This is a genomic window from Hymenobacter rubidus, from assembly GCF_016734815.1.
Classification (GTDB): domain Bacteria; phylum Bacteroidota; class Bacteroidia; order Cytophagales; family Hymenobacteraceae; genus Hymenobacter; species Hymenobacter rubidus.
Genome location: NZ_JAERQF010000051.1, coordinates 1 through 22,606 on the forward strand (window position 1 = coordinate 1; position 22,606 = coordinate 22,606).

Consider the following 22,606-nt stretch of genomic DNA (forward strand, 5'->3'; position numbering starts at 1 on the left):
TCGCGCAAATCAAACGAATAAGCTTTCATCGGCAGAAGGTACGTCCAAATCCGTAAACTATCCTGAAATCCGCTCTAAATGTCCTCTTATTGCCCACTTCTCCTCTGTATGCAACATCTTGACAAAACCCCATTAATCAGTGATATAGAGATAATAAGTTGTCCTGATTGCGAAGAAGTTGAACCGCTGGTCGTTTTCAAATTGCTGGTGCCCAAGGCCGCCAAGGTGCCGGCTTTCCGCCACTGCTCCGAAGCCGCTAAAAAGGTGGTACAACAGGCCGTCGTCACCAGTACGGTTCCCGGTACTGTGCTCACACTTTTGCGTACGAACAATACGGCCCTCAGTGCCGGCTGGTGCATCACGGCTACGCTTACCACCGCGCCGCAGGCCTGCCCCGCACCCCGCGCCTGAGGCGGCGCGCGGCTACTGCAAATGCTGCAGCAGGCGCGAGGCCAGTAGGCCGGCGGGCACGCTCAGCTCGCCGGTGTGCGGGTCGAGCAGGCCGTTGCGCTCGTCCTCAATGTTGGTGGCCTGGGTATAAACGTCGCCAGCGATGGGCCGGCGGCGCAGCTCTTGTTTAAAGGCCAGAATGCTGTTGGTGCGCGCCTCGGCATCCTGGGGCCCGCCGTAGTCCGAAAAGCCGAAGCCGCCCCACTCGCTCACGATGAGCGGCACTTGCCGACGGTAGAAAAACGGGTCGCCCACCACCAGCGGGAAGGCGGCGGTACCTTCCATTTCGCCGCCCACCAGCCGGTCGAGCAACTCTTGCCAGCGGCCCAGGTCGGGCGTGTAGAGGTGGGCCGTGAGCAGGTCCGACTTCAGGCGGCCGGTGTACGAAACGTGGTGCCAGCCGTCATTGTCGACCACCAGAAACTGGGGGTAGGCAATTTGCATGAAGTGGTAAGTGTCGACGATGTACTGGCGGGTAGCGGCGTTGGTGGCAATGTCCTGGGCGCCCCAGTCTTCGTTGTACAGGCTCCAGATGATGATGCTGGGGTGGGTTTCGCTGAGCGTGACCATGCGCAGCAGCTCGGCGCGGTGGTTGTCGCGGCTGCGCGGGGTGGAGCTGTGCGGGCTGGGTACTTCCACCCACAGCAATAGGCCCAACTCGTCGGCCAGGTTGTAGATGCGGGGGTCGATGCCGGCAATGTGGACGCGGACCAGGTTGCAGCCCAACGCTTTCATAGCGTGCATGTGGCGTTGCATTTCGGCGTAGGTGGCCTGGCCGGGCTGGTACAAGATGCCGTCGAGGTAGGTGGGCTCGTTGTTGAGGTACACAAACCGACCGCGCGCTTCAATCTTGCGCAGACCAAACAGGGTTTCAATCTGCGCGGCGTAGCCTTCGGCGTCGATGAGCTGAGCCACCAGCCGGTAACGGTTCGGGGCTTCGGGGCTCCACAGCTCGGCGGCCGGCACTTCCATCACCAGGCGCTGCTGCCACTGCCCGGCTTCGAGGTGCAAGGGGAAATCGGAGGTGGCCAGGGGCTCGGTGTTGCGGGCCGTCTCGGGGTCGAATACCTGGAGCCGAATGGTGTAGGCACCGGCATCGTGAATGCGCAGGGTCAGGTTGAAGCGCACCAGCTGGTCTTCCACAATGCTGACCACGCCCACGCGGGAGCGCAGGCGGTTGCGCTCCACGGTTTCGAGCCACACGCTGCGCACGGCCCCGGTGTAGGTCTGGTACCAGATGCCGCCGCGCTTGTACACGTGCGATTCCTGCTTGCCGCGCGGCAGCTCGGCATCCATGGTGTCGGCAATGCGAACGGTGAGGCGGTTGACGAGGTGCAGGTTTTCGGCCGGCAACTCGTAGGAAAACGACGTGTATTCGCCAAAGTGCACGTCTTCGCCCTCAATGGTGCGGAGCAGCTGCCCGTTGAGCCACACCCGCGTTTCGTAGCCGCAGGCCCCAAACGTGAGCTGAATCATGGAGCGAACCTGGGGCTCGGCCACCTCGGGCAATTGGAATTCGCGCTCGTACCACACCACCACCTGGTCTTGCCAGGTGGTGCCGCCCTGCTGGCCGCGGGCCTGGGCCAAGTGTTCTTCTACCGAGCCGGGCCACTGGGCCTGATGCTCGTATGCGTGGCCCAGGGCCCAATCGTCGCGCAGGCCCACGTCCTCGGCATCGTGGGCAAAGTGCCAGGTGCCATCCAGCAGCATGTGGCTGTTCATGCGCAGCACGGCGCGGGGCAGCGGGTTCACCAGTTCCTCCACGGGGGCATCGTCGGGGCGGCTGGCTGAAAGGGAGTAGTTGGCTTGATGCAGGTCTTCCATGCGAAGCGTAAAAGGCATGAGGCGAAAAGCCAGCTGGCATCATACCCGATTGGCCCACCATTAACGCCCTTTTAACGAGCCCCGCCGCATTATGATGCAAATCCGCTTTTTTAGCGGGCCGCGTCCGTTAGTAGCTCAAGGAGAAGCTGCCGTTGGAAATGGTGATGCGCCCGGTGCGCAGCGGGGCTTCGGCGGCAGTAAACCCAAAGCTACCGCTCACTGTACGGGCCGCTGGGTCGACGGCCGTGATGGTAACGGAACCGGCCGGGCTGGCCTGATAGCGGGTTTCGTAGGAGCCCGTGGGCACGCCGCCAACGGTACGGAGGTAGGTGGCGCTGGCCCCGCCCACCTGGTTGTCCATCAGGTACACGCCCGCGCGCCCGCAGTAGGAATACAGGCCCAGCACATCGGCGGCGGTGCCATTCAGCGCATTGGCCGACAGCGAGAGGTATTGGGGGATGCCATTGCTCAAAGACATGGTGCCTGAGAGCGAAGTGCTGGTGTAGGTGGTGCTGCCCTCGGTCCAGCGCAGGGAGCCACGCAACGTCGCGGTGGTCGTGCCCGACGGAGTTACCGTTACCACACCCAGCGAGGCCGTGGCCTTGGCCGTCACGGTGACGGTGCGCGGCGCGGGTTGCAGAAAGCCCGATGTGGGGCTGAACGACACGTTGTAGGTGCCCGGCACCACGTTGGAAAACCGGAAATACCCGGTGACATCGGGCTGCACGGTGGGGCCGTTTTGGGTGCCGGCCGCCGTGAGCTGAATGGAGCTGAGGCTGTTGGCCGGGCTGATGGTGCCTTCCACGGCCCCAGCCAGGTACTCGCTCACCCGGATGGTGCCCAGGGAATTGGTTTCGCCCGCGGCTACCGACACGCTGCGGTCGGCGGGGTCGAGGAAGCCGCTGGCGCCGGAGAAATGCAGCACGTAGGTGCCGGCAGTCAGGTTGGCAATGGAAAAGTCGCCGGAGTCGCTGTTGGGGGTTACGGTGGAGGAGACACCGCTGGCATCGGTAGCCGTGACGCTGGCCAGGGCCGTGGCCGGAACGGCTGTTCCCGTGATTTTGCCCACCGTTGGGCGGGCTTCTTCCTTTTTGGAACAGGAAACAGTCATCAAAAACAAGAAGCTAGCCGCCCCAAGGAGCAAAACCCAGGTGCGCGCAAAAAGCAGGTTAATCATGCTATGCAAGGAAAGAAAAAGGGATAGGTTGTCGCAAAGGTCGGGCCGGCTGGCCAAGAGTGGCTATCTGGCTGCAGTTAGGACGACCAAAGAGCAGATTTGAAACGGAAAGTAGAGCAGGTTGGGTGGAAAGAGGTAATTATTCGACCTAGCGACAAACGCGAGCAGCCGAATAGTGATACAGAAACCACTAGCTGCTGCTCAACAGGCATTGGATACGGCCACGAAAAAGCCCCGGTCATTTACGACCGGGGCTGGTGCGAAACCGGAATCCGGTGACTTATGCGGCTACGACAAGTAGCTTATTGCAAAGGAAGGTTGGTGAATACACCGTTCGTAACAGTGGCCGTACCCGTACCCAGGAAAGCAGTGCCAGTGGCTGTGAAAGTGCCAGAAGCCCGGCGCGTCGTCGTATTCAGGCTGGTTACGACCATTGAGCCGCTGCTGATTAGGTAAACGTTGGCCGAAGTGTTGGCTGTGCCAGCGTTGATGGGAAAGGTGCCGGTACCAGTCACGTTGCTTGCCGATACCGTCACGCCGGAAGTCGGGCTGCTACCACCCACCGTTAGGGTGTTGCCGCTGTAGCTGCCAATGAGTGCCGAGGGAGTAATTGCCGTGCCGTTTAAAGAGAAGGTAACAGCGCCGGGCACAGTCGCCACGGTGGTGGTGGCCAGCGTCGTGGTGGTTCCAGCCGTGACGGTTGCCGTTTGCGAAGCAGGGGCCGTGTAGCCAGATGCGGGCGTGTAAGTAACAGTGTAGGAACCGGCCGCCAAGTTGGCAATGGTATAGGCACCCGTGCTGGTAGGAGTTGCCGTGGTGGGTGTGCCCGAGGCCGGGGTGGCCGTAACCGTCGTGATGGAAGCTGCTGGGTTAATCTGTCCGGCAATGGTGCCAGGGGCAGGAGTGGCAGTGTTGGAATCTGACTTGCTGCAGGCCGAAAAGGTAAGCACTGCACCGGAAAGCACGGATAGGGTAAATACGCGTAAAGAAGGGTTCATGAAAAGAAATGTGAAAAATGTAAAAATGGTGAAGTTACAAAGAAATGGCTTTTTCCTCAAGCATCAGATTGGTTAGCCGCTTTTTGCTAAAATAAATGACAAATAATTTTTTATATCATTGATTGTCAAGTTATAATATTTTATATTTGATACTATCGTCCGTGTAAAAGGTCTGCGCACTTATGCATAAATAGGCCTTTTGTATGCGGAGAAGGAGTCGATGCATCAGGGCTGAAATCCCAATGCTAAGCCCGCCCCACCCGCCGGGCTATAGGTGGGCACCAGCAGCATCTTGTGCGCCAGCCGCGTCGGCAGCAGTTTGGTGAGGGCCGGGTAAACGCGCCATACCGTTTCGGCCGAGAGAAAGCCGATGGCCGCGCCGGCCAGCACATCAGTAGCCCAGTGCTTATTGCCCAGCACGCGCATGGCGCCGGTGGCCGTGGCCACGGCATAGCCGCTCACGCTCACCCACGGATATTGGTGGCCGTATTGCTCGTGCAGCAGCGTGGCGGTCAGGAAGGCTTGCGAGGTGTGCGACGACGGGAAAGAAGTCAGGTCTTCAGCGCTGTACGGACGGGCCTCAGCGGTAATGCGTTTGAGGTTGCTCACCACGCCTTCGTCCAGCTCATGGGCGAGCAAATAGATGAGCGTGAAGCCAACCGCCGTGCGCTCGCCCTTATGCCCGGTGGCCATTAGCCCATAGGCTACGGCGAGGGGCACATGGCGTGTATAGTCGTCCACGCCGTGGGCGTCGAAGCCGGCAAAGGCTTCCTGCGTTTCAACCTGAAAGTCTTGCTTGGCCTGGTACAGCGTCTGGTTGTATGTCGGGCTGTGCGCCAGCACCCCAACGGCAATCAGGGCCGAAGGAACGGCAATGCGCAGAGCCGTCGCCCGCAGTTGCAAGGCAGGCCGGGTGGCTGCGACTGCCGAATCGAGCTGAACCTGCTGGGCCTGGGCCGTCAGGCAAGGCCAGCCAGCTAAAAAGAACACGAATAAGCGTAGACGACGCAACATAGCGGGCTGGACGTGGAAAGGGACTTTAAAAATACTAATCCGCTGCCCAACCCCGTGCATGAACCGCCGGGGGATTCCATATTCTGGCCAAAAGAACCCTTTGCTGCCGCGAATGGCCGGCTGTCAACGCAGGGCCAGCATCAGCCGAGCGCAAAAAAGCCCCAACCGCATTGCAAGCGGTTGGGGCCGACGATGACGGGGTACGGGGCCTAGGTTTTTTGCTTCTTCTTCTTTGCCGCCGGGAACAAGATGTTGTTCAGAATGAGCCGGTAGCCGGGCGAGTTGGGGTGCAGCGACAAGTCGGTTGGTTCTTCGCCCACCAGGTGCTGGTAGTCTTCGGGGTCGTGGCCGCCGTAGAACGTCCAAGTGCCCTTGCCCAAAGTGCCGTGGATGTAGCGGGCCTCGCCGGTTTGCTTGGTTTCGCCCATGATGACCACATCGGATTTTATCAGGCTTTTGCGGAAAGCCGTGGTCTGGCCCATGAAGCCGTGGATGGTTTTCTCGTGGTTCTGGCACAGCATGGTAGGCACCGGGTCGTACTTGGCTGAATAGGTAAAGAGCGAGAAGTAGTCGTTCGACTCGCCCAGGCCGCGCTCGCGGGGCTGCATGTCGATGTTGGAGTATTCGTACTCGTAGGGGTTGCGCTCGAGCTGGAAGTTCTGGAAGGCCAGGCAGCGGTTGTAGTTGAGTTTGGATTGGGCGTTGGGGTCGGCGGGGTCGCCGTCGTACATGCTTTCCACCATGTCGATGCCCAGGCCGGCCAGCGCAATGTCGTAGCTGTCCGTGGCCGAGCACATGGCAAAGAGAAAGCCGCCGCCGGCAATAAATTCCTGCATTTTTACGGCCACGGAGGCCTTCATCTGGCTCACTTTGGTGAAGCCGTTGCGCTTGGCGGCGGCTTCGGCATCGCGCACCTGCTGCTGGTACCAGGGGTAGTTGCGGTAAATCTGGTAAAACTTCCCGTACTCGCCCGTAAAATCCTCGTGGTGCAGGTGCAGCCAGTCGTATTTGGGCAGTTCGCCGTGCAGCACTTCGTCGTCGTAAATCTGCGTATAAGGAATTTCGGCGTAGGTGAGCACCATCGTCACGGCATCGTCCCAGGGCTGCTTGCCTTTGGGCGTGTACACCGCAATTTTGGGCACTTTCTCCAGCTTCATCACGTCCATGTTGGCGTTGGGGTCGGCTATTTCCTGCAGGATGCCGGTGTACTGCGCCTCGCTGATAACCTGATACGTCACGCCGCGCACGGCCAGCTCGTTTTCGGCGCCGGCCACGGTTTCGAAGGCGAAAGAACCGCCCCGGTAGTTCAGCAGCCAATCGACGGGCACTTCGTGCTGCAACAGCCAGAACGCCACCCCGTAGGCCTTGAGGCTCTCTTTCTGGGTGTTGTCCATGGGGATGAACACGTGGTTGGCGCGGGCCGCCAGCGGGGCCGCCAGGCCGGCCACCGCCAAAAGCACAAAAAGCAGAAGTCGCTTAAACAGCATAGTTTTAGTTGAAAGAAACGCACCCAACCAACGAGGTTGCGGCGGCCGTGGTTCAAGTTAAGCGCCGGCCGCCGAACTTTGGACTTGTGGCACACGCGGAAGCTTGTGCATTCCAGCCGGCACGGGCTAAGGCGTGTGCCACAAGTCCCTCGTCATGAATCCGTTCGAAAACGTCCGCGAAGCCTTCCGCTCCATCCGCTCCAACCTGTTGCGCACCATCCTCACGGCGCTGATTCTGAGCATTGGCCTGTTTGCGCTGGTGGGCATTCTCACCGGCATCGACGCCATGAAAAATTCGCTGGCCGATACCTTCGCCAGCCTCGGGGCCAATTCCTTCGAGCTCCACGCCAAGGGCTACACCAACCGCTTCCGGCGGGGCGGTGTGCAGGGCAAGCAGTACCCGCCCATCAGCTTCTTGCAGGCCAAGCTCTACAAAAAAGCCATGGCCAACGATGCCCAGGTGGGCGTGTCGGCCTTCATCAGCGGGGCGGCCGAAATGAAGGGCAACGGCGTGAAAACCAACCCCAACATGCAGGTCATTGCCGGCGACGAGAATTACCTCAAAATTCAGGGCTACAACCTGGTGCAGGGCCGCACATTCTCCCAAACCGAGCTCAACAGCGGCGCCAATGCCATGATTGTGGGCGATGAAATCCGGCTCAAGCTTTTCCCCCGGCAAAGCCCGGTGGGCCAGTACGTGTCGGCCATGGGCCGGCGCTTCCTCATTGTGGGCCTGCTCGAAAAAAGCGGCAGCGACGGCGGTGGGGGCGGTGGCGCCGACCGCCTGGCCCTGATTCCGCTCGAAACCGGCAACCAGCTGCCCCGCCAGCGCGCCCTGACCTACGACATCAAAACGGCTACCGACCAGCCCGGCACGCTGGCCTTCCTCATGGGCCAGGCCACCGGCAAAATGCGCGCCGTGCGCCACGACCGCCTGGGCCAGGAAGACAGCTTCACGGTGGAAAGCAGCGAGTCGCTGGCCGCCACCCTCGATTCCATTTCGGGCAAGGTCCGGGCCGGGGGCAGCGTCATGGCTTTCATCACCCTGCTGGGGGCCAGCATTGCCCTCATGAACATCATGCTGGTATCGGTCACGGAGCGCACCCGCGAAATCGGCATTCGGAAAGCGCTGGGCGCCACGGCCGTGCAAATCCGGCAGCAATTCCTGATTGAAGCCATTGTTATTTGCCTGCTGGGCGGCACGCTGGGTATCATCCTGGGCGTGTTGGGCGGCAACCTGGTGGCCAAATTCGTGGGCTCCGGCGCCTTCCTGGTGCCCTGGGTCTGGATGATTGTCGGACTCGTCATCTGCGTAGGCGTAGGGCTGGCCTCGGGCTACTACCCCGCCAGCAAAGCCGCCGCCCTCGACCCGATTGATTCCTTGCGCTACGAGTAGACTCAGCCAAAATGCCGCTCAAAAGCCTGCTATTGCTCGCGCTTTTGTTACCGCCAAAGGTTCCAGCGCCGACACCGGCCAGCGGACGGGCCGTGGTAGTAGATGTGCACGCCGGCAGTTTTCACGTGCCGCAGGTGACGCTGCCGAATGCCACAGCCGCCCGGCGCATCAACCGCCAGCTGCTCCGCCTGCTCCTCGAATACAGCGACCAGGTCGATTCGATGGCTAGCCCGCACCAGCAAGTGCGCCAAGCCAGCCGCGCCTGCTGCTACGATGCCGAAGCCAAAAGCTGGATGGCCGCCGGAGAGGGCATGACCGGCACCCAATATGACGTGTTGCTCAACCAAGACAATATCCTGTCGTTTTCCTTTACCAAAGACTACAACGGCCTTACGGCGTTGGAGTCCGAACACCTCACCTTTGACCTGCGTACCGGCCGGGCGCTGCTGCTGGCCGATGTCATTGCCGACCCGCCTGCCCAGCTGCAACGCCGCCTACGCGCCGCTATCGACCGGCGGCTGGGCGCCGAAATGGACCGCATTGCCCTCGAATACCAGGACACCGCCACGCTGACCTATGTGGCCGATGAGGTATTTGACTGGGACCGGCGCACCCGCCACGCCCGAGCCACGAGCAACCCAGCTTGGCCGGCTATTGGCGATTTTGCGCTCACGCCCGGCGCGCTCTGGCTCTTTTACCCCATCAGGGCGCGGCGCCTGGATATTCCGTTTCTGCCCGATGGTACCTATCGGTTTCCTTACCCACGCGTGAAACCTAGGGGTCTGCTGGTGCCAGTGGCTCAAGCGGCCACCAAAAAGCACTAGCCAAAAGCTAACTGGTATTTTTTATACATTTGCGCAACTACTCATTTGTGCAAATGGCCATTTCTGTCTCGCCTCCCGTTCCCATCGACCAGCGCTTTGCGCAGCTAATCAAGCAGTTTGGTTTGACCAAAAATAGCTTTGCCATGTCGTTGGGGAAAACGGCCAGCGTGGTTCAGCACCTTATTGACGGGCGTAATAAGCCGGGCTACGACCTGTTGTGCAAGGTGTTTGAGATATACCCAAATGTGTCGCGCGACTGGCTTCTGCTTGGGCGGGGGCCCATGCTGGTGAGCGGCGAGCCAACCCCCAAAGCCATTGCGCCTATTGCTATTGCTCCGATTCCCGAGCCTCCGCTTGAGCCCATCGACTTGTCCGATGTTGAGCTGCCCGCGCACCGGCGTCCGGCACCTGGCGTGGCCGGAACCCGGTTGCAGCCGGCCGAAATCGCCGCGACCCTCGCGCTGGCAGCGGCGGCAGCCCAGCCGGCGCGCACTTCCAGCGCCACAGTTTCGGTAGCACCCGAAACGCCACTTGCCGCCGATATTCCTGCAAGTGGTGGCGATGTTGGTATTCCTGCTCCAACAATTCCCCCGGCTTCAGCTACTCCTCCGACACAAGTTCCTGTTCCCGACCCCGTGCCGGTAGCTGAAGTCCTTTCCGCCCCCACGACCTCGGTGCCGCCACCGCCGAGCATGAGTTCAACGGCATCTGCGCCCATGCCTGCCGCCGGTGTCGGACCGGAAACTTACATGGCGGCCGCTTTGCACGCCCAGCACTTGCAGCATCAGCTGGCCCTGGCCGAGCTGCGCAACCAGCACCTGCTGGAGCAGCAACAGATGCTGCGCGAAATGCTGGCCATGGCCCGGCAGGCCATGGTTTAGGCCAGAATGCCCACTTCCTCCGCTTCCATCAGCCCGGCGGCGTTTACAGCACTGAGGCGGAGCGTTTTCATTTCGCCCACCAGCAAGGGGTCGTACTTGGCCGCTATTCGGATGTAATTGGGCGTGAAGCCCTCCATGCGGCCATCGGTTACGTCGTCCTCAAACAACACTTCGGTTTCCAGGCCGAGGTGCTGTTCGTAGAAAAACCGCTTTTTCTTTTCCGAAAGGCTGCGCAGTTGCGTGGTGCGCTCGTGCCGCACCCGGTCCTGCACCCGTCCGGGCAGGGTCGGCGCCAACGTATCGGGCCGCTCCGAGTAGGGGAAAACGTGCAGGTAGCTTATCGGCAACTCGTTCAGGAAATTGTAGGTGTCGAGAAAATCTGCGTCCGTTTCGCCCGGAAAGCCCACAATGACATCCACGCCGATGCAGGCGTGCGGCATCAATTCCTTGATGCGCGCCACTCGGCTAGCGTATAAAGCCCGGCGATAGCGCCGCCGCATGAGGCCCAAAATCTTGTCCGAGCCGCTTTGCAGCGGAATGTGGAAGTGCGGCATGAAGCGTTGCGAACCGGCCACGGTTTCCAGAATCTGGTCCGTCAGCAGGTTCGGCTCGCAACTGCTGATGCGGAACCGGCGAATCCCCGTCACGTCATCGAGCGCTTTTACTAGCTGCGTAAAATCTTCTCGGCGCTCGCGCTCGGGGCCCTGCAGGCCAAAATCACCCAGGTTCACCCCGGTCAGCACAATTTCCTTCACGCCGGTTTCGGCCAATTGCTCCACCCGTTCCACCACGCTGGCAATGCTGCCCGAGCGGCTGCCGCCCCGCGCCAGCGGAATGGTGCAAAACGAGCAGGAATAGTCGCAGCCGTCCTGTACTTTCAGGAAGGTCCGCGTGCGGTCGCCGAACGAGTGGGCGGCCACAAATTCGGTAGCGGCCGAAATAGGAGAGGCATGCACTGCCCCCGGCTGCCCGGCTGCCGGCTTTTTGAAATCAGCCAGAATATCTACCAGCTGAAACTTCTCGGCGGCTCCCAGCACCGCACTCACGCCCGGAATGGTGGCAATTTCCTGCGGCTTGAGCTGCGCGTAGCAGCCCACGATGGCCACAAACGCATCGGGGTTGTGCTTGAGAGCCTGTTGCACCACTTTCCGGCATTTGCGGTCGGCGTGGTCCGTGACGGAGCAGGTATTGATAACGTATAAGTCGGCCCCGGCTTCGAAAGCCACTTTGGCAAAGCCCTTGTCCTCAAACTGCCGCCCAATGGCCGACGTTTCGGAAAAGTTCAGCTTGCAGCCGAGGGTATAAAAAGCAACGGATTGGGGAGTGGGCATAGCAGGCGCAAAGATACGGCCCCGCCCGCCTTGCTACCGCCGGGCAAAGTCTTCCAGCGACACCTGTTCCATGGCCTGCCCCAGGCGGAACTGCGCATCGGTGACGCCGGCATCCCGGCCCAGGGGGGTGCGCAGCACGTTGTCGAACCAGAAAGTGCCCGTGGGCGCCACAGTGCCAAACCCGTTGTTGTAGCAGTAGTAGGCGAAGGGTACCGCGTGCGGCGCCAGCAGGTCGCGGCTCCAGGTGAAGGCCTGCGCGGGCAGGCCCAATTGGCGCAGCAGGGTAGCGGCCACGTCGGTTTGCGAGCCGATAACCGGCACCACCCGGCCCCGCGCCGCCGGTTGCAGGGCCCCGCCGGCCAGCACCAGCGGAATATGGAAGCCCACCGGCCAGTCGTGCGGCGTGTCGCCGGGCAGGCGATGGCCGTGGTCGGCCACCAGCACCAGCAAGGTGTGCGCGTACCAGGGCTTCTGGCGGGCTTCCCGCAGAAATTTCCCCAGGGCCTGGTCCGTATAATAGACCGAGTTTCGAAACTGAGCCGTTTCGGATTTTCCCGGAAACTTCGTTTTCATCGGGACATCGAACGGCTCGTGGCTGCTCAGCGTGAAGGCCGTGACGAAAAACGGCTTGGGCTGCGCAGCGCGCAGGTCGTTCAGAATGCGGTCGAACAGCACGCCGTCGTGGGCACCCCACTTGGAATTCTGCTCACCAACCGAAAAATCGTTCCGCTCCGTCAGATGCTCGTATCCCGCCGTCTGCAAGTAGCTTTTCATGTTAGCGAACGCCAGCTCCCCGCCGTAATAATAGCTGGAGCGGTAGCCCGCCGCCGCCAGCGCGCGGCACAGGTGGGGCAGGTGCTCGGTTTTGCGCGGAAACTTGATGATGCTGGTGGTGGGCTGATTCGGGTAGCCCGACAACAGCGACACCAATCCTTTCTGACTGCGGTCGCCGGCGGCGTAAATGTTGGGAAACAGCACACCGGTGCGGGCCAGGCTGTCGAGGTTGGGCGTCACGCCCCGTTCGCCGCCCACGCTGCCCACCAGCTTCGCCGTAAAGCTTTCCAGAATGATGAACAGCACATTAGGGCGCGTTTCCGCGAGTAGCAGCGCCGACGAATCGGGCCGGGCCGGTGCGCCCACGGCCAACGGATACACGCCCGCCACCAGCCGGCGGGCCGTGCTATCGGCCATGAAGGGTGTGAGCGGTTGCTCGTCGCGCCGCAGCATCAGCGCGCTCATCAGGTTCCAGGGCGCATTCAGGGCCGCGTGGTTGGCGAAGGCAATGCGCGAGAAGTACACGTCGCTCTGGTTCACCGGAATCTGCTGGGTGCCACCGCGCAGGGGCAGCACCAGCAGCGCCGTATACAGCAGGCCCGCCAGCGCCGCCCGGCCGCGCCCAAACCATGCGGGCAAGGGCGCCAGCGGCCCAACTACCCCACGGTACAGCCACCAGCCCCCAGCCACGAGGCCAACAAATAACCCCAGCAGCACAACCAGCGGCGCATTGCCCGCCGAAGCCGCCATCTCCCCGGGCGAGTTGAGGTATTGCAGGGGAGTGTCATCCAGCCGAAACCCCCAGGTTCGGTACAACTCCAAATCGGCCGTAATAAGCAGCGCCAGCACCAGGCCCGTCGCGGCCGTATACCCTCCAATCAACCGGCGCAGGGGCAGCCGCGGCCACAGGCTGCCCACAATGAAGAGCAAAAAGGGCGGCAAGCACACATAAGCGGCGGCCGAAGCATCGAGCCGCAGCCCATAACCAAAAGTACCCAGAAGGGTGTTAACTGAAAGTTTGGTTGCCGAGGTGTGTTGATACGCGAGGAAAAGCGCCCGGCTAAGTCCAAAAAACAGCAGCCAGAACAAAAAGTAGCGCGGCTGAAACGCAAAGCGGTTTTTCACAGCCCAAAGATAGCCCCGGGGCCAGCCGCCTAAAAAAGGCGGGCAAAAGCCACCTTTTTCTATTTGCTGATGAAATCAGGGGTTTAGCTTTGAAAATGGAGGGGCACATCGAGGAAAATGGTGGTTTCGAAGAATAATGCCCCATTATTTTGGGGTACTTTTGGCTTGAAAACGAATTCCTGGTTTATCTTTGCTTCCGAAATAAATCTTTAAGCCAACTACTTTTTCCCGGTTCGGTAATTCCCTTATGGCCATCCTTCGCTTCAAAGCCCTAGAACTCGTTAATCTGCGCCGTCCCATCACGGTGAAGTCAGCCGCTGCGCGTCGCTCCGACAGCTTCGGCCAAAGCGTGTTCAATCTGGAAGCCATGCGGGCCACCATGCCCGGCGATTATTTCAAGAAGCTGCAAGCGGCCATCAAGCAGGGCGCGACTGTGGAGCGCAACGTGGCCGATGCCGTGGCCTCGGCCATGAAGACCTGGGCCATGGCCAAGGGCGCTACCCACTACACCCACTGGTTTCAGCCCCTGACCGGCGCCACCGCCGAAAAGCACGACTCCTTCTTCGACCTCAATTCCGACGGTCGGCCCATTGAAAACTTTAAAGGTTCGGCGCTGGTGCAGCAGGAGCCCGATGCCTCTTCGTTCCCCAACGGCGGCATTCGCAACACGTTTGAAGCCCGTGGCTACACTGCTTGGGACCCCACTTCGCCGGCTTTCATTATTGAAACGGTAGGGGCCAAAACGCTCTGCATCCCCACCATTTTTGTGGCCTACACCGGCGAAGCCCTCGACTACAAAGCCCCGCTGCTGAAGTCGCTGGGTGTGCTGGAAAAAGCCGCCGTGGAAGTGTGCCAGTACTTTGACAAAGACGTAAGCCGCGTAAACACCACGCTGGGTATTGAGCAGGAATATTTCCTGGTTGACAAAGCCCTATACGATGCCCGTCCGGACCTCGTGCTTACCGGCCGTACCTTATTTGGCCACTCCCCGGCCAAGGGCCAGCAGCTCGATGACCATTACTTCGGCTCGATTCCGGCCCGTGTGCATGGGTTCATGCTCGAGTTTGAAGAAGAAGCCAACCTGCTCGGCATTCCGCTACGCACCCGCCACAACGAGGTAGCGCCCAACCAGTTTGAGTGCGCTCCGACCTTCGAAGATGCCAACCTGGCCGTGGACCACAACCAGCTGCTGATGGATGTGATGGACCGCGTAGCCGAGCGCCACAACTTCAAAGTGCTGCTGCACGAAAAGCCCTTCGCCGGCGTAAACGGCAGCGGCAAGCACAACAACTGGGCCATGAGCACCGACACCGGTGTAAACCTGTTGGCCCCCGGTCGTCGTCCGAAAGAGAACCTGCAGTTCCTCGCCTTCTTCATCACCACCATCAAGGCGGTGCACCGCTACGCCGACTTGCTGCGCGCCAGCATTGCTTCGGCTAGCAACGACCACCGCTTGGGTGCCAACGAAGCCCCGCCCGCTATTGTGTCGGTGTTCGTGGGCTCCATGCTGGACTCGGTGCTGGATGAGCTGGAGCGCACAGCCAAAGTGCCGCTCGACAAAGGCGACAACATTTACCTCAAGCTGGGCATTGATAAGATTCCGCCCATCCTGCTCGACAACACCGACCGTAACCGCACTTCGCCTTTCGCCTTCACCGGCAATAAGTTCGAGCTGCGCGCGGTAGGCTCTTCGGCCAACTGCTCTTCCGCTATGACGGTGCTCAACACCATTGTGGCCGACCAACTCATCGACTTTAAAAATTCGGTCGATGCGCTGATTGACGAAGGCAAGAAAAAGGAGGTTGCCATCGTTGAGGTGCTGCGCGAGTACGTTATCAGCTCCAAGGCCATTCGTTTTGAGGGCAACGGCTACTCGGACGAGTGGAAGCAGGAAGCCGAAAAACGTGGCCTGAACAACATTGCCACCACGCCGCAGGCGCTGGATGCGCTGGTTCGTGACGACGCCGCGGAACTTTTTGCCCGTCATGGCATCTTCTCTCATGTCGAACTGCACGCCCGTCACGAAATTTTGTTAGAAGAATACCAGAAGAAAATTCAGATTGAGAGCCGCGTAATGGGTGACCTGGCCGTAAACCACGTTATTCCGACCGCCCTCGCCTACCAAACCAAGCTGATTAACAACGTGCGCGGCCTGCGTGAAATTGGCCTCGACGACGAAACCAGCAAGGTGACGGTGGAAATGATTAAAGACATTTCGCGCTACGTTTCGGCCATCAAAACCAACGTGGACGAAATGACCGAAGCACGTAAGCAAGCCAATAAAATCGCAGACGCCCGCGAACTGGCGGTGGCGTACTGCGAGCAGATTAAACCAAAATTCGACCCCATTCGCCGCGCTGTTGACAAGCTCGAGCGCATGGTGGCCGACGAGGACTGGCCTCTGGTGAAGTACCGCGAACTTTTGTTCAGCCGGTAAGTCGTCAGCGGACGGAATCGGGTCCGGTGTTGGGTGGGAATTCTCGCCGCGCCCCGGTTTTGAAAGAGCCATCTCGGGTGAGGTGGCTTTTTTTGGTTGTTGGCTGCAAACGATTGTGGCGAGGTGAGTACTGGAAAATAGCTTTCTCAAGTGCTGCTGCGGCTATTCTGAGCTTTTGACTGGCGCAACGGCTGGCGCTGCTAGAAGCAATGGTAGGCGAGGGGATTTAGCATCCGCTTCTTCGTCTACCACTTCGGCGCTGCTGCCGGGGTCGGGTACCAGCATGCGCCAAGTGGCACTACGCAGCTCATCGAGCTTGTCGAGGGCTTCGCTGATGGTTGGATTGGCCTTGAGCTTGTCGAACAGGCCGCTTTTGTTGCCGGCCACAATCAGCTTTTCTATCACGAAGGGCAGCACCCAGCCCACCACGTTGGAAGCCAAGGCGCCACGCAGGCCCAGGCGTAGCAGCAGGCGCGTGGTCATTTGCTCTACCAGCAGCAACCGGGCGGCGGGCAGGGCTTTGTCGGCCAGAAAGTCGGCCACCAGCTTCAGGTTGCCTTTCTCTACTTCGGCCCGTAGCACATCCTGCACGCTGTCGAGGGCACGGGCGGCCAGCTGGCGGAACAGGCGGCCGGTTTGCCAGGCCGCGAGGCCGGTGAAACGGGCCGCGCCAATAAGCGTGGGCAGAAAGCGTGGGGTTTTCATTGAATAGCGGCGCCGGTAACAGCAGAAGATTTATTGACTATGCGAGGAACGCAGTAGCCACAATTTGGGTTAAGCCCGGCGGTATGTAAAAGTGGGCGCGAATGATTAAAAATCAATTAAAAATTCGCTTCTGGTAATCAATTTGATAACCCTGGCCCATATTGCCTGTTAAGTTGCTGCCTTCGGGCTGATTTATTCTTCTGTATGTCAGATTTGCTGCTGGATATAAATTTACAACAATCACCCGACGAGTATTTCGGCGGCGAGTGGCAGGTAGCCAACCGCGTGCTGAACCACAACGACCCCGGCAGCCCACTGGCGCGGGCCGAGCGGCTGGTGCTGGCACCGGGCCAGCTGGAGGCCAAGCCGGTTCCGCCGGAGCCCAGCCAGACCGGCCAGTGGGCCGTGATGCGTGATGAAATTCTAAACCGGCCGTACCTGAACTTTGAGCTGCCGGACGAGGCCACGCGCGCGTTGGTGACGCGCCTGCGCCGCTCGGCCGATGGCCTGCGCAGCCAGCTGAACCTTTATTTTGCGTCGGGCATGGAAATGCAGCTTGACCGCGCCTGATGCTTAACTTTCCGAACCCTAAACCCCTCCGTTTGTTCGTGAGCAATTCGCCTTCCGTTAATCCCTTGCCCGCCAAGCCGCTGTCCGTTGGCAGCGAGCAGGGCTTGGTTGGCCCTGAGCAATTTACGTTCCTGGCTGACCTGATTCCGCAACTGGTCTGGATTACGGACCCGACGGGTTTCCATACCTACTTCAACCAGCGCTGGATTGACTACACGGGGTACGACTTGGCCGGCAGCGTGGGGCCCGATATGTGGAACAACCTGCTGCACCCCGACGACCAGGCCCGCGCCCGCCAGATTTGGGGCCACTCGCTGGCCACCGGTGCCGACTACGAAATCGAATACCGATTCAAAGGCAAAGACGGGGCGTACCGCTGGTTTTTGGGGCAGGCCCGGCCCCGGCGCGACGAAGCCGGCAACATCATTGCCTGGTTTGGGACCTGCACCGATATTGAGGACCAGAAAAAAAACGAGCAGGAGCTGAAGCAGCGCGAGCAGGAGTTTACCACCCTGGCCGACAGCATCCCGCAGCTGGCTTGGATTGCCCGGCCCGACGGAGAGATTTATTGGTACAACCAGCGCTGGTTCGACTATACCGGTACCAATCTGGAGGAAATGTACGGTTGGGGCTGGAGCAAAGTGCACCACCCCGACTATGTGCAGCAAGTGGTAGATACCGCCAAAGCGGCCTGGCCCGCCGGCCAGCCTTGGGAAATAACGTTTCCGCTGCGCGGAAAAGACGGCAATTACCGCTGGTTTCTGACGCGGGTGGTACCGCTACGCAACGAGCAGGGCGAAGTGGTGCGCTGGTTCGGCACCAATACCGACGTGACGGCCATGCGCGAGCTACAGGAGCAGCTGGAAAGGGCGTACTCGGACCTGGAGGCAAAGGTGATGTTTCGCACCCTGGATTTGGAGCGCGAAGTGAAAGAGCTAAAGGAGCAAGCCGGGAAATAATCAGGCGGCATTAATTGACTATTTGTGGAAAAACGGCTCTTCGGAGCCGTTTTTCGTTAGCACCTTTACCGCCGAAAAAAATGGTGCGGTCAATTCACATTTTCTTATGAAAGCCATTGTTATCCGGCAATCCGGTGGCCCCGAAGTGCTGCAAATTCAGGAGCGACCCATGCCTCAACCAGCGGCGCACGAAGTGCTGGTGCAGGTGCGCGCAGCCGGTGTGAATCGCCCCGATGTGCTGATGCGCCAAGGCAAGTATGGCGGTGTAGCTGATGTGGCCGGCATGGTACCCGGTCTGGAAATAGTCGGCACCATAACTGCCTGCGGAGCTGAGGCAACGCGCTGGCAGCCCGGCGATGCCGTGTGTGCCCTGCTGCCCGCTGGTGGCTACGCCGAATACGCTGTGGTAGATGCCCGCCACTGCTTGCCTGTGCCGCCTGGCCTGAGCATGGTGGAAGCCGCCGCGCTGCCCGAAACCGTTTTCACGGTGTGGCACAATGTGTTTCAGCGCGGAGCCTTGCAGCCGGGCGAAACGCTGCTGGTACACGGCGGCAGCAGTGGCATTGGCACCACGGCCATTCAACTGGCGCGGGCGCTGGGCAGCCACGTGGCCATCACCGCCGGCGATGACGCCAAATGCTCAGCTTGCCTGGAATTGGGGGCCGACTGGGCCATCAACTACAAAACCCAGGATTTTGAACAGGTGCTGAATGAGCAAGGCGTCGACGTAATTCTCGACATGATTGGCGGCGATTACATCGCCAAAAACCTGCGCCTGCTGAACGAGGATGGCCGCTTGGTATTCGTGAATGCCATGCAGGGTGGCAAAGGCGAATTCAACGCCATGGAGGTGATGCGCCGCAGATTGAGCATCACGGGCAGTACCCTGCGGCCTCGCTCGGCCGACTTTAAAGCCGCGCTGGCAGCAGAGGTAGAAAAGAATGTGTGGCCGCTGATTGCAGCGGGGAAATTCCGGCCGGTTATCTACAAAGCATTTCCACTGGCAGAAGCGGCTGCCGCACATGAGCTGATGGAAAGCAGCGCGCACATTGGGAAAATTGTGCTGGAGGTTGGAAAATAGAGGTGATAAAAAAGACCGTCATGCCGAGCGCAGCCGAGACATCTCGCGGGCAGTAGTAATCCATTTCGTATCCAACGATTGAGTTACTACCCCACGCGAGATGCCTCGGCTGCGCTCGGCATGACGGTCAAGTATTGCTTTTTTAGCTCCCTATGCTCGCTTCCACTTGATGGTGCAGCCGATGGCTTTGGTCGAGTTGGTGGTGGCGGGCTTGCCGGCTAGGATTTCGGTCATGGCGTTTTCCACGTATTTGGTTTTTACTAGTTTGGCATCTTCGGAATTATCGTCGATGGCACCGATGTAGCTTACCACGAAGTCGTTGCCCTGGCGGGTGAGGACGTAGAGGTGCGGCGTACGGGTGGCGCCGTAGGTTTTGGCCACCTGCTGCGACTCATCGACCAGGTAGGGGAAGGCGTATTTCTTTTTCTGCATGTCGGCGTAGGAATCGCCGGGAGTTACGGCCGGGTCGTTGGGGTTGATGGCGACTACGGGGTAGCCTTTGGGGGCGTACTTGGTGTTCAGGTCGACGATGCGGCTTTCGTAGGCTTTGGCGAAGGGGCAGGTGTTGCAGGTAAACACCACGATGCATCCTTTGGCGGCTTTGTTATCGGCCAAGGACACCATTTTGCCGTCGAGGTTTTTCAGCTTGAAATCGGTGGCTTTGTCGCCCACTTTGTAGCCGTCGGCGGTGGGGCGGGCAATAAAGCTGCTCAGCAGCAGCGCAAAGCAGAGGCTGAGATAGGGCAGGAGCTTTTTCATGATGCGTGGTTTGTAAAAGAGAGTGAATGAAAATACTTATTTCGGGAATTTCTGCAAAGCGGCCGTAAGCTCAGCTTGCGAAAGCTCCTGCTCAAATGTAGCGCGCTGCTTGGTTTTGTTGTTGACAATGAGCGTGAACGGCAGCGCGCCCGACCATTTAGCATCCAGTTTGTCCATCCACGTATTAGGGTCGGATTCGTTGAGTAGCAGTACTTCCGATTTTAGGTTGCGCTGCTTCACGAAAGGCTTCACCTTTTTATCGACCTGCGAGGCATAATCCATGCTGACCAGCAGCACCTTAACCTTTTTGCTGGCATTGGCCGTGCGCAACTGCTCGAAGCTGGGCAGTTCCTTCACGCAGGGTGCGCACCAGGTAGCCCAGAAATTGACCACGTAGGTAGTATCAGTGGGCTGTGCCAGCCGCTTTTGCAGCTCGGGAAATTTGATGACAGCCACTTGCTGCGCGAAAGCGGGAGCGGCGAAGAGCAAGCCGATGCTAAGAAAGAGCGGTTTTGAAAGGCGCATGGTGTAGGGCTGGGTGGCGACGCAAAGTAGGGGCCCCGCGGTTGCGGCGGCAGTGTAGTCGGCTGACCGGGCTTGTTCAACGACGAAGCGCAAAAGTTTGCCTTTCTGCCTCGTTCAGCCAACATCTGAAAGAACAGACAGCGCGGCACCACCGGAAGTTGCGGCCCGGCCTGCGCAACATGCCGCCCCGAACCGCTTTACCTTTGCACCACGGCGCAACTTTCACCTTCCGACCGTAGTTTTTGGCTCATGAACAAAACGTATTGCCCCAGCCTGACCGAGTACAAGCGCCGCGTGTCCCGCGTGGTCAACATTGGCGGCGTGCCGATGGGCGGCGACTTCCCCATCCGCGTGCAAAGCATGACCACCGTGGACACGATGGACACGATGGGCTCGGTGGAGCAGACGTTGCGCATGGTGGAGGCCGGCTGCGAATACGTGCGCATCACGGCGCCCAGCATGAAAGAGGCCCAGAACCTACTGGAAATCAAAAAAGAACTGCGCAAGCGTGGCTGCAACGTGCCGCTCATCGCCGACATCCACTTCACGCCCAACGCCGCCGAGCTGGCCGCCCGCATCGTGGAGAAAGTGCGCGTGAACCCCGGCAACTACGCCGACAAAAAGAAATTCGAGGAAATAGAATACACCGACGCCACCTACGCGGCCGAGGTGGAGCGCATTCGGGAGCGGTTCCGGCCGCTGGTCCAGATTTGCAAGCAGCACGGCACCGCCATGCGCATTGGCACCAACCACGGCTCGCTGAGCGACCGGATTCTGAGCCGCTATGGCGACACGCCGTTGGGCATGGTGGAGTCGGCGCTGGAGTTCCTGCGCCTCTGCGAAGAGGAAAACTACTACGATGTAGTGCTGAGCATGAAGGCCAGCAACACGCAGGTGATGGTGCAGGCCTACCGCCTGCTGGTGCAGAAACTTGATGAGGAAGGTCTGCAGCCCTACCCGCTGCACCTGGGCGTGACCGAAGCCGGCGAGGCCGAAGACGGCCGCATCAAGAGCGCCGTGGGCATCGGCACGCTGCTCGAAGACGGCCTGGGCGACACCGTGCGCGTGAGCCTCACCGAAGCGCCCGAGGCCGAAGCACCGGTGGCCCGCATGCTGATTGACCGCTACACCGAGCGGGCCGCGCTGGCCCAGCCCATCAAACCTTTACTAGCTGTTAGCTCTTCGGAGAAGGAAGCCAACAGCTCACCTATTAATCCCTTCCAGTACCACCGCCGTACCACGCACGAGGTGGCCAATTTCGGCGGGCTGAATGTGCCGCGCGTCGTGGCGGATTTGTCGCGCCTGCCGCGCCGTGAGTATGCCGACCTGCGCGCCGCCGGCCACTTGTACTCGCCGTTTCTGGACAAGTTTCAGATGGGCGACCTCGGGGCCGACTACATCTACACCGGTGAGCGGCCCGTGCCCTACATGCTGCCCAACGGCCTGAAGGAAGTCGTCACGTTCACGGCTTGGAAAGACGCCGGCCGCCGCGCCGACCACTACCCGCTGATGACGGCCGGTACCTACCTGGAAACGTTGGCCGACGTGCGCCACCCGCAGCTTAACTTCCTGCTGGTGGAGCCCAATGCCCTGGATAAGCGCCTGCTGGATTTCTTGCGCATCGACCGCGCCGTGGTGCTGGTGCTCGACACGCCCAACCCCCACGCCATGCCCGACCTGCGCCGGGCTTTCTTCGAGCTGATTAACCACGGCGTGACCTGCCCGGTCGTCATCGCGCGTTTCTATCCCGCGCAATTGCCCGAGAAAACCCAGCTCGACGCCGCCACCGACGTGGGCGGCCTGCTCATCGACGGACTGGGCGATGGCGTGGTGCTGGGCGCCCGCCTACTGCCCGTGGACCGGCCCCAGGACGACTGGTTGCGCGACATCGACATGCTGAATCAGCTCTCGTTCGGCATCTTGCAGGCGGCCCGTACCCGCATGAGCAAAACCGAATACATCAGTTGCCCCAGCTGCGGCCGGACGCTATTCGATTTGCAGGAAACCACGGCCATGATTCGCAAGCGCACCGACCACCTCAAGGGCATCAAAATCGGCATCATGGGCTGCATCGTGAACGGCCCCGGCGAAATGGCCGACGCCGACTACGGTTACGTGGGCGTGGGCAAGGGCAAAATTTCCCTCTACCGCGGCCAGGAAGTCATCAAGAAATCCGTGCCAGAAGAACGGGCCGTAGACGACCTCATCGAACTCATGCGCGAGGACGGCCGCTGGATTGAGAAGGAAGTGTTGGGGGAGCCGGTGGGAGCGTAGTGAATAACAGTTGAT

General features: G+C 60.2%; 19 protein-coding genes. 9 read left to right on the forward strand and 10 right to left on the reverse strand.

Going from position 1 to position 22,606, the window contains the following annotated elements; genetic code table 11:
- The first annotated feature begins 207 nt into the window (after nucleotides 1–207).
- Nucleotides 208–411: a hypothetical protein gene (locus JKL48_RS21615; RefSeq protein WP_201987260.1), complete on the forward strand. Its 204-nt coding sequence runs from the start codon at nucleotides 208–210 to the stop codon at nucleotides 409–411.
- A gap of 12 nt (nucleotides 412–423) precedes the next feature.
- Here JKL48_RS21615 and JKL48_RS21620 read toward each other — a convergent pair whose 3' ends face one another.
- The 5 genes from JKL48_RS21620 to JKL48_RS21640 form a co-directional block, all read right to left on the reverse strand.
- Complete coding sequence (locus JKL48_RS21620) at nucleotides 424–2,292, reverse strand: glycoside hydrolase family 2 protein (RefSeq protein WP_236668972.1); 1,869 nt, start codon at nucleotides 2,290–2,292, stop codon at nucleotides 424–426.
- 109 nt (nucleotides 2,293–2,401) lie between these two features.
- Entirely contained in the window at nucleotides 2,402–3,385 is a 984-nt protein-coding gene (locus tag JKL48_RS21625; protein ID WP_201987262.1) for a carboxypeptidase regulatory-like domain-containing protein, read from the reverse strand.
- A gap of 368 nt (nucleotides 3,386–3,753) precedes the next feature.
- The gene (locus tag JKL48_RS21630; protein ID WP_201987264.1) at nucleotides 3,754–4,449 is read right to left on the reverse strand and encodes a hypothetical protein; all 696 of its coding nucleotides are present in this window, start codon (nucleotides 4,447–4,449) and stop codon (nucleotides 3,754–3,756) included.
- A gap of 225 nt (nucleotides 4,450–4,674) precedes the next feature.
- Entirely contained in the window at nucleotides 4,675–5,463 is a 789-nt protein-coding gene (locus JKL48_RS21635; protein ID WP_201987266.1) for a phosphatase PAP2 family protein, read from the reverse strand.
- Between the two features lie 209 nt (nucleotides 5,464–5,672).
- The gene (locus JKL48_RS21640; RefSeq protein ID WP_201987268.1) at nucleotides 5,673–6,950 is read right to left on the reverse strand and encodes an asparagine synthetase B; all 1,278 of its coding nucleotides are present in this window, start codon (nucleotides 6,948–6,950) and stop codon (nucleotides 5,673–5,675) included.
- A gap of 154 nt (nucleotides 6,951–7,104) precedes the next feature.
- Between JKL48_RS21640 and JKL48_RS21645 the strand changes: the two genes are divergently transcribed.
- From JKL48_RS21645 to JKL48_RS21655, 3 genes are read left to right on the forward strand one after another with little or no spacing between them, the layout of a single operon-like run.
- On the forward strand, nucleotides 7,105–8,346 hold the full coding sequence (locus tag JKL48_RS21645; RefSeq protein WP_201987270.1) for an ABC transporter permease: 1,242 nt from the start codon (nucleotides 7,105–7,107) through the stop codon (nucleotides 8,344–8,346).
- A 44-nt stretch (nucleotides 8,347–8,390) separates the two neighbouring features.
- Nucleotides 8,391–9,170, forward strand: a complete 780-nt coding sequence (locus JKL48_RS21650; RefSeq protein ID WP_201987273.1) for a hypothetical protein — start codon at nucleotides 8,391–8,393, stop codon at nucleotides 9,168–9,170.
- Between the two features lie 53 nt (nucleotides 9,171–9,223).
- The gene (locus JKL48_RS21655; RefSeq protein WP_201987274.1) at nucleotides 9,224–10,051 is read left to right on the forward strand and encodes a helix-turn-helix transcriptional regulator; all 828 of its coding nucleotides are present in this window, start codon (nucleotides 9,224–9,226) and stop codon (nucleotides 10,049–10,051) included.
- Here JKL48_RS21655 and mtaB read toward each other — a convergent pair.
- Together mtaB and JKL48_RS23665 are read right to left on the reverse strand one after the other, a co-directional pair.
- Nucleotides 10,048–11,382: a tRNA (N(6)-L-threonylcarbamoyladenosine(37)-C(2))-methylthiotransferase MtaB gene (gene mtaB, locus JKL48_RS21660; RefSeq protein ID WP_201987276.1), complete on the reverse strand. Its 1,335-nt coding sequence runs from the start codon at nucleotides 11,380–11,382 to the stop codon at nucleotides 10,048–10,050. The genes JKL48_RS21655 and mtaB overlap by 4 nt on opposite strands.
- A gap of 33 nt (nucleotides 11,383–11,415) precedes the next feature.
- Nucleotides 11,416–13,281 carry an LTA synthase family protein gene (locus JKL48_RS23665; protein WP_201987278.1) on the reverse strand — a complete coding sequence of 622 codons (1,866 nt, stop codon included), beginning with the start codon at nucleotides 13,279–13,281 and terminating at the stop codon, nucleotides 11,416–11,418.
- 247 nt (nucleotides 13,282–13,528) lie between these two features.
- Here JKL48_RS23665 and JKL48_RS21670 point away from each other — a divergent pair, with 247 nt between their 5' ends.
- Nucleotides 13,529–15,718, forward strand: coding sequence for a glutamine synthetase III family protein (locus tag JKL48_RS21670; protein ID WP_201987280.1), 2,190 nt, complete (start codon nucleotides 13,529–13,531; stop codon nucleotides 15,716–15,718).
- A gap of 162 nt (nucleotides 15,719–15,880) precedes the next feature.
- On the opposite strand, the gene JKL48_RS21675 is transcribed toward JKL48_RS21670, so the two are convergent.
- The gene (locus tag JKL48_RS21675; RefSeq protein WP_201987282.1) at nucleotides 15,881–16,423 is read right to left on the reverse strand and encodes a hypothetical protein; all 543 of its coding nucleotides are present in this window, start codon (nucleotides 16,421–16,423) and stop codon (nucleotides 15,881–15,883) included.
- Nucleotides 16,424–16,627: 204 nt separating this feature from the next.
- On the opposite strand from JKL48_RS21675, the gene JKL48_RS21680 reads away from it, so the two are divergent.
- The 3 genes from JKL48_RS21680 to JKL48_RS21690 all read left to right on the forward strand — a co-directional run bounded on the left by JKL48_RS21680 (nucleotide 16,628) and on the right by JKL48_RS21690 (nucleotide 19,033).
- Nucleotides 16,628–16,993, forward strand: coding sequence for a hypothetical protein (locus JKL48_RS21680; protein ID WP_201987283.1), 366 nt, complete (start codon nucleotides 16,628–16,630; stop codon nucleotides 16,991–16,993).
- Entirely contained in the window at nucleotides 16,993–17,952 is a 960-nt protein-coding gene (locus tag JKL48_RS21685; protein WP_201987285.1) for a PAS domain-containing protein, read from the forward strand. Before JKL48_RS21680 ends, JKL48_RS21685 begins: the two co-directional genes overlap by 1 nt.
- Nucleotides 17,953–18,058: 106 nt before the next feature.
- A complete protein-coding gene (locus tag JKL48_RS21690; RefSeq protein ID WP_201987287.1) occupies nucleotides 18,059–19,033 on the forward strand; it encodes an NAD(P)H-quinone oxidoreductase in 975 nt (324 codons plus the stop codon).
- A 150-nt stretch (nucleotides 19,034–19,183) separates the two neighbouring features.
- On the opposite strand, the gene JKL48_RS21695 is transcribed toward JKL48_RS21690, so the two are convergent.
- Together JKL48_RS21695 and JKL48_RS21700 are read right to left on the reverse strand one after the other, a co-directional pair.
- Nucleotides 19,184–19,792, reverse strand: coding sequence for a thioredoxin family protein (locus JKL48_RS21695; RefSeq protein WP_201987289.1), 609 nt, complete (start codon nucleotides 19,790–19,792; stop codon nucleotides 19,184–19,186).
- 36 nt (nucleotides 19,793–19,828) lie between these two features.
- Complete coding sequence (locus tag JKL48_RS21700) at nucleotides 19,829–20,317, reverse strand: TlpA family protein disulfide reductase (RefSeq protein WP_201987291.1); 489 nt, start codon at nucleotides 20,315–20,317, stop codon at nucleotides 19,829–19,831.
- Nucleotides 20,318–20,566: 249 nt separating this feature from the next.
- On the opposite strand from JKL48_RS21700, the gene ispG reads away from it, so the two are divergent.
- On the forward strand, nucleotides 20,567–22,591 hold the full coding sequence (gene ispG / locus JKL48_RS21705; RefSeq protein ID WP_201987293.1) for a (E)-4-hydroxy-3-methylbut-2-enyl-diphosphate synthase: 2,025 nt from the start codon (nucleotides 20,567–20,569) through the stop codon (nucleotides 22,589–22,591).
- Nucleotides 22,592–22,606: the final 15 nt, after the last annotated feature.